Below are 7,445 nucleotides of genomic sequence, written 5' to 3'. Positions count from 1 at the left end.
ACCCCGCACCTCTGCGACGCCACCCTCAGGGCCACCGGGCCCCACACCACCATCCGGCCCCACAAGCTTCACCGCCCCCACAGGCCCCCTGGGCCCCACCGCAGCCACCACCCCCACGGGCCCGACTGCCACCCACGGCCCCACGAGCCCCCTGGCCCAGCGACTCACCAGGCCCTCAGACCCCAGGCCCGCGAACCCGACGCCCCCGCCCTGGGGAACCGGGGCGCCCGGCGCCCCGACCTACCGCGCCCCCGACCCCTGGGCGCCCTCCCGCGGCCCGGTGGAGCCCAGGACGTTCCCCGGGGCGCGGAGCGGTGACGCGGGTGAGGTGTCGGCCGGGGAAGGGCAGGTGACCGGTGAGGGGGGCACGGGGGCTCAGGGGGTGCCCGCGTATGTGGGGGACGGGCCGCCGACGTACGAGGCGGAGCCCACGGGGCTGCCCGTCGCCGACCCGGACGCCCTCGGCGAACTGGTCGCCGACACCGTGCTCGACGGCGCCCGCTACGGCACAAGCACCCTGCGGGCGGCCTCCGTGCGCGGCGACTCGGCCAGGTACCGGGGCGAACCCCGCCGCGACGCCCTGCTCACGGCCCGCTTCGGCAGCGGCGACGACGCGCTCCTCCTGGTCGCCATGGCCACCGGCGCCCGCGCCACCGCCGGCGCCCACCGGGCCGCGGCCGACGCCTGCGCCTGGATCGGCCGCGCGGTGGGCCGCAGCCACCACCGCCTCGCCCAGGACATCCGCGCGGCCCGCCGCGGCGACCTGAAGTCGGGCCTGCACCGCCTCACCGACCGCAGCCTCGGCAAGCTCCGTGCCCGCGCCGCCGAACTGGGCCTGGAGCCGGACGAGTACACGGCATCGCTGCGCTGTCTGCTGCTGCCCGCCGACCCCGAGTGCCGCACCCGGGTGTTCTTCGGCGTCGGCGCGGGCGGCCTGTTCCGGCTGCGCGGCGGCGAGTGGCAGGACATCGAGCCGCGCGTCGCGGAGAGCGCGGGCGAACCCGTCGTCGGCTTCGGCTCCCCACCCGCCGAGACCCCCGACGGCGACCGCCTCACCATGGACCTCGGCATACCGACACCCCCCAGCCCGTACGAGCCCGCACCCGCGGCGGCGACGGGCACGGGCACCGGCCCGCACGGCCGCGACCCCGCCCGCGACCCGTTCCGGTTCCGGGCCTCCGTCGCCCGTCCGGGCGACACGCTCCTGCTGTGCAGCGGTGGCCTCGCCGAGCCCCTGCGCGGCGAGCCGGAACTCGCCCGCCACCTCACCCGCAGATGGGCCGGGGGCGGCCCACCGGGCCTCGCCGCGTTCCTCGCCGACACCCAGGTACGGGTCAAGGGATACGCCGACGACCGCACGGCCGCCGCCGTGTGGGAGGCATGAGCGGCGACCCAGCGAATTCTGTGAATTCATGGACCCCGAGAGATCGCACGACCACGTCGACCTCGCATGCTCGAAGGGGTGCATGAAACAGATGGGCAAGCAGAACGTCGCCGAGCAGTTCGTCGACATCCTCGTCCGCGCCGGAGTCAAACGCCTCTACGGAGTCGTCGGCGACAGCCTGAACCCCGTCGTGGACGCGATCCGCCGCACCAAGGGGATCGACTGGATCCAGGTGCGGCACGAGGAGACCGCCGCGTTCGCGGCGGGCGCGGAGGCCCAGGTCACCGGCTCCCTCGCGGCCTGCGCGGGCTCCTGCGGCCCGGGCAATCTGCACCTCATCAACGGCCTGTACGACGCCCACCGCTCCATGGCCCCGGTCCTCGCCCTCGCCTCCCAGATCCCCTCCAGCGAGATCGGCCTCGGCTACTTCCAGGAGACCCACCCCGACCACCTGTTCCGCGAGTGCAGTCACTACTGCGAACTGATCTCAAGCCCCCAGCAGATGCCGCGGCTGCTCCACACGGCCATCCAGCACGCCATCGGCCGGTCGGGCGTCAGCGTCGTCTCGCTGCCCGGGGACATCGCCTCCGAAGCCGCGCCGGACAAGGCCGCCGAGACCGCCCTCGTGACCTCACGCCCCTCCGTGCGGCCCGGCGACACCGAGATCGACAAGCTCGCCGCGATGATCGACGAGGCCGACAAGGTCACCCTCTTCTGCGGCAGCGGCACCGCGGGCGCCCACGCCGAGGTGATGGAGTTCGCCGAGAAGATCAAGTCTCCGGTGGGGCACGCGCTGCGCGGCAAGGAGTGGATCCAGTACGACAACCCGTACGACGTGGGCATGAGCGGTCTGCTCGGCTACGGCGCCGCGTACGAGGCCACCCACGAGTGCGACCTCCTGATCATGCTCGGCACGGACTTCCCGTACAACGCCTTCCTGCCCGACGACGTGAAGATCGCCCAGGTCGACGTGCGCCCCGAGAACCTCGGCCGCCGATCCAGGCTGGACCTCGCCGTCTGGGGCGACGTACGCGAGACCCTGCGCTGTCTGACCCCACGCGTCGCACCGAAGCGGAACCGCAAGTTCCTGGACAAGATGCTGAAGAAGCACGCCGACGCGCTCGAAGGCGTGGTGAAGGCGTACACGCGCAAGGTCGACAAGCACGTCCCGATCCACCCCGAGTACGTGGCGTCCGTCCTCGACGACCTCGCCGCCGACGACGCCGTCTTCACCGTCGACACCGGCATGTGCAACGTCTGGGCCGCCCGCTATCTCTCGCCGAACGGCAAGCGGCGCATCATCGGCTCCTTCAGCCACGGATCGATGGCCAACGCGCTGCCGCAGGCCATCGGTGCCCAGTTCACCGACCGCGAGCGGCAGGTCGTGTCGATGTCGGGCGACGGCGGTTTCACCATGCTGATGGGTGACTTCCTCACTCTCGTGCAGTACGACCTGCCGGTGAAGGTCGTGTTGTTCAACAACTCCTCGCTCGGCATGGTGGAGCTGGAGATGCTGGTCGCGGGGCTGCCCTCGTACGGCACCGGGAATCACAACCCCGACTTCGCCGCCGTGGCCCGTGCGGCCGGGGCCTACGGCGTGCGCGTGGAGAAGCCCAAGCAGCTCGCCGGCGCCCTGAAGGACGCCTTCGCGCACAAGGGCCCCGCCCTCGTCGACATCGTCACCGACCCCAACGCCCTCTCCATCCCGCCCAAGATCAGCTCCGACATGGTCACCGGGTTCGCCCTCTCCGCCAGCAAGATCGTCCTGGACGGCGGGGTGGGGCGCATGTTGCAGATGGCCCGCTCCAACTTGCGCAACGTGCCAAGGCCTTGACCCGCGCGGGGCGCCCCGGTCCCGCCCCTTCTCCGATCCTGGGGCTCCGCCCCAGACCCCGTTATCGGCCTGCGGCCTCGTCCTCAATCGCCGGACGGGCTCAGATTTTCGCCGGTGCGCGAAGTCTTCCGGTGCGGCGAGAATCAGTTAGCCCGTCCGGCGATTGAGGACGAGGCGCGGAGCGCCGATAGAGCTGGGGTCCAGGGGGCGCAGCGCCCCTGGTTCGGGAAGGGGCGGGATTGGGGGCCCCGTCAGGGCTACGCCGGACGCAGTCGCAGGGTCAGGATCTGGAAGGGGCGCAGGGCGAGGGAGAGCCCGGCGCCGGTGGTCTCGGCGGGGTGGAGGGGGCGTTCCAGGAGGTCGGTGACGTCGGCCCGGGTGACGGGGAAGGACGTCGTGAGGACGGCACGGGCCCGCCCGCCGCGGGACTCGTACAGCCGCACCACGACATCCCCACTACGATCCTCGGCCGGCTTGACCGACTCCACGGTCACCCCGGGATGATCGACCCGCACGAGGGGCGCCACCGCAGGCGCGTCCGCGACCCGCAGCGGCAGGTTGAGGGCGAGCCCCTCGGCGACGGCGTCCCCCGTCTCGGCGCCGGGCAGCAGCGCGTACGCGAAGTGGTGGGTGCCGACGTCGGTGTCCGGGTCGGGACTGTGCGGCGCGCGCAGGAGGGTGAGGCGGACGGTGGTGCCGAGCCCCTCGGCGTGCGGGGTCCGGGTCACGTCGTGCCCGTACGTGGAGTCGTTGAGTACGGCGATCCCGTACCCCTCCTCGGCCACCCGCAGCCACCGGTGCGCACAGATCTCGAAGCGCGCCGCGTCCCAGGAGGTGTTGGCGTGCGTCGGCCGCTGCACGTGCCCGAACTGGATCTCCGCGGCGGACCGTTCGGCCTGCACGTCGAGGGGGAACGCCGCCTTCAGGACCTTCTCCGACTCGCGCCACTCCACTTCGGTGACCACGTCGAGGCGGCGGCTGCCCGCGGCGAGCCGCAGCTCCTGTGTGATCCGCGAACCGGCGCCGAAGACGCGGACGACCCGCACGGACGCCCGCAGCGGCCCGTCCTCCACCAGCTCCACCGACTCCGCCCGGGTGAGGTCGGTGTGGCGGTGGCGGTAGTGCTTGTCGAGGTCCCAGGCGTCGTAGTGGGTGGGGTGGTCGGGGTGCAACTGGAGGAGGTTGCCGCGGCTGCCGGGGGCGAGGACCTCGCGGTCGGCGGCGCGGTCGAGGACGGAGGCGAGCAGCCCGTCGGAGTCGATGGTGACCCGCAGATGCTCGTTGGACAGGACGATCTCGTGGCCGGTGCGGGTCGCCGTCGTCACCGCGCCCGTCTCCCGCTCCTGCCCGGCGGCCTCCGCGAGCCCGCGCGCGCCGAAGCCGCCGACGTCCACGTGCACCAGGTGCCCCTCGTGTTCGACGACCTCGCTGCGGGCGTACGGCGACGCGTTGAGCACCGAGGCCTCACCGCCGCCGAGGTGCCGTACCGCCTCCGCGGTGAGCGTGTCGAGCTCGGCGAGCACCCGCGCGTAGGTGTCGCGGGCCTCGCGGTGCACCCAGGCGATGGAGGAGCCCGGCAGGATGTCGTGGAACTGGTGGAGCAGGACCGTTTTCCACAGGCGGTCCAGGTCGTCGTACGGGTAGGCGTAGCCGGGGTCCTTCACGGCGGCCGCCGTGCACCACAACTCGGCCTCCCTGAGGGCGTGTTCGCTGCGCCTGTTGCCGCGCTTGGTGGCCGCCTGCGAGGTGTACGTGGCGCGGTGCAGCTCCAGGTACAGCTCACCGGACCAGACGGGGGCCCGCTCGCCGTACTCCTCCTCGGCCGCCGCGAAGAACGCCGACGGCTTCTCGACCTCGACGCGCGGCGAGCCCTCAAGGGAACGCAGCCTGCGCGCCCGCTCCAGCATCTCGCGGGTGGGACCGCCGCCGCCGTCGCCCCAGCCGAACGGCACCAGGGAGCGGGTGGCACGCCCCTTGTCCGTGAAGTTCTTCTCGGCATGGGCGAGTTCGGCGCCGTGGAGCTGGGAGTTGTAGGTGTCCACGGGTGGGAAGTGAGTGAACACCCGGGTCCCGTCGATGCCCTCCCACCAGAAGGTGTGGTGCGGCATCTTGTTGGACTGGTTCCAGCTCAGCTTCTGGGTGAGGAACCACCGTACGCCCGCGAGCCGCGCCAACTGCGGGAACGCGGCGGTGTACCCGAAGGAGTCCGGCAGCCAGATCTCCTCGGTCTCGATCCCGAACTCCTCCTGGAAGAAGCGCTTGCCGTGCACGATCTGCCGGGCGAGCGCCTCACCGCCCGGCATGTTGGCGTCGGACTCCACCCACATCGAGCCCACGGGCACCCAGTTCCCGTCCGCGACGGCCTTCTTGACGCGTTCCCAGATGTGCGGCTGGTGCTCCTTCACCCAGGCGTACTGCTGCGCCTGCGAACACGCGAACACCAGCTCCGGGTAGTCGCGCGCGAGTGCCGTCACATTGGCGAACGTCCGGGAGGCCTTGCGCACGGTCTCGCGCAGCGGCCACAGCCAGGCCGAGTCGATGTGCGCGTGTCCCGTGGCCGAGACGCGGTGGGCGCTGGCGTGGGCGGGCCGGGCGAGCACCCCGGCCAACTCGGCGCGGGCCGCGGCGGCGGTGCCGGACACGTCGTGCAGATCGAGCGCGTCGAGCATGTCCTCCAATGCGCGCAGGATCTCGTGCCGGCGCGGTCGCCCCGCGTCCAGCTCCCGCATGAGTTCCGCCAGGACCTCGATGTCCAGTGTCAGCCGCCAGACGTCTTCGTCGAGTACGGCCAGGTCGGCAGCCGCGAATCGGTAGACGGGGCGATCGCCCGCCGTCAGGACGTCCCCGAGCGGGGTCGGCTCGAAGTCGTGCAGGACGGCGGGGTTGGCGGCCGCCTCCAGGAGCAGCCGCACCGGCTCGCCGCCCCGGGCGCGGGCGGCCACCGGAACATGCCGGTTGCGCGGGTGGATGCCCTTCAGGGGCACACCGGACGCGTCGTACACGAGCCCTTCGGCCTGGAACCCGGGCCCGTCCCCGGTGAACCCGGGGTCGATCACCGCCTCGACACGCAGGCCCTCCCACTCCCGCGGCACCTCGCCCTCAAGCCGGAACCAGCTCGTGGACCAGGGCTTCCCCCACTCCGAACCGGCCTCGAAGGGTTCGTACGACTCCGCTACGGCCTCGCCCACGGGCACCGGCTCGCCGGGTGCATGCCACACGGACAGGGCGAGCGGCACCCTCGCCGCGTACTGGGCGGGCCTGATGAACTGCCGCAGCGCGCGTTCCAGGCGCTCCTCCACCAGCAGTCGGTCGTCGTGCACGGCGGCTCCTTCGCGTGGTCCTTCGATGATCGGCGGTACGGGGCTTCACTTTCCCCCCGAGTCATCGGCCCATCCTTGTCACTGGTTGACGAATGGACATGAGTGCGGCCAGGTGAGGCGGGCATGCATTCCGTGAGCATGTACGACACGTAGGGCCGGCGGGGGGCTCGACCACAGGGTGGCGGGGGTCATGACGAGACACTTACGAGGTGCCTCCATCGAAACCATGGGGTCCATGGGGTCCATGGGATCCATCGATGCGGAGGCTTCCATTCCGAAACGACCGGGCGAGACGTCCGGGCACGGGGCAGGCACCGGACCGCCGCAACTGTGCCGCAGGCTCGACCGCCGTGATCTGCGGGCGGTGTCCGAGGTCCGGGGCGCGCTGCGGGAGCTGCTGCGGCACTGGGGGCTGCCGGGGCGCGCCGACACGGCGGAACTGCTCACCAGCGAGCTGGTCACGAACGCCCTGGTGCACACCGACCAGGACGCGATCGTGACCGCCACGGTGGGGCCGGGGCGGCTGCGCGTCGAGGTCCGCGACTTCGTGCGGCGGCGTCCGCGGGTGCGCTCCTCCGGTCGGGAGGGTGAGGGCACCCATGGCCGGGGGCTTGTGCTTGTCCGGTCCCTGGCCGCGGCCTGGGGGGTGCAGGCCCGGGGGGTGGGCAAGGTGGTGTGGTTCGAGCTCGACGCGGGGTGAGCCCTGCTCGGGTGCGCGGTTGGGGGCTGCCCTGAACAAGGGGGTTGCTGTTCCGCTGCCCTCGGGCCCATCGGCCTGCGGCCTCGTCCTCAAACGCCGGACGGGCTGGTATTCCGCCCTTCGGCCTTGCCCTCTGGTGCCGGACGGGTTGGTATGCCCCCCCGGGGCGTGACCGGATCGCCCGTGTGTGGAGAGGGTGGGTGGGTG

The 7,445-nt window shown here is 72.3% G+C and carries 4 protein-coding genes; 3 read left to right on the top strand and 1 reads right to left on the bottom strand.

The features are described 5' to 3' along the window. The first annotated feature begins 349 nt into the window (after nucleotides 1-349). Both IG78_RS0140420 and IG78_RS0140415 read left to right on the top strand, forming a co-directional pair. Nucleotides 350-1,384, top strand: a complete 1,035-nt coding sequence (locus tag IG78_RS0140420) for a protein phosphatase 2C domain-containing protein (protein WP_263972720.1) — start codon at nucleotides 350-352, stop codon at nucleotides 1,382-1,384. 91 nt (nucleotides 1,385-1,475) lie between these two features. Next, entirely contained in the window at nucleotides 1,476-3,218 is a 1,743-nt protein-coding gene (locus tag IG78_RS0140415) for a pyruvate dehydrogenase (RefSeq protein ID WP_030574539.1), read from the top strand. 257 nt (nucleotides 3,219-3,475) lie between these two features. Here IG78_RS0140415 and IG78_RS0140410 read toward each other — a convergent pair whose 3' ends face one another. Then, entirely contained in the window at nucleotides 3,476-6,538 is a 3,063-nt protein-coding gene (locus IG78_RS0140410; RefSeq protein WP_030574537.1) for an alpha-mannosidase, read from the bottom strand. 244 nt (nucleotides 6,539-6,782) lie between these two features. Between IG78_RS0140410 and IG78_RS0140405 the strand changes: the two genes are divergently transcribed. Next, nucleotides 6,783-7,238, top strand: a complete 456-nt coding sequence (locus IG78_RS0140405; protein ID WP_030574534.1) for an ATP-binding protein — start codon at nucleotides 6,783-6,785, stop codon at nucleotides 7,236-7,238. Nucleotides 7,239-7,445: the final 207 nt, after the last annotated feature.

This window comes from Streptomyces aureocirculatus (assembly GCF_000720475.1).
GTDB classification, from domain to species: domain Bacteria; phylum Actinomycetota; class Actinomycetes; order Streptomycetales; family Streptomycetaceae; genus Streptomyces; species Streptomyces aureocirculatus.
This window is presented reverse-complemented; position numbering and strand designations above follow the sequence as displayed.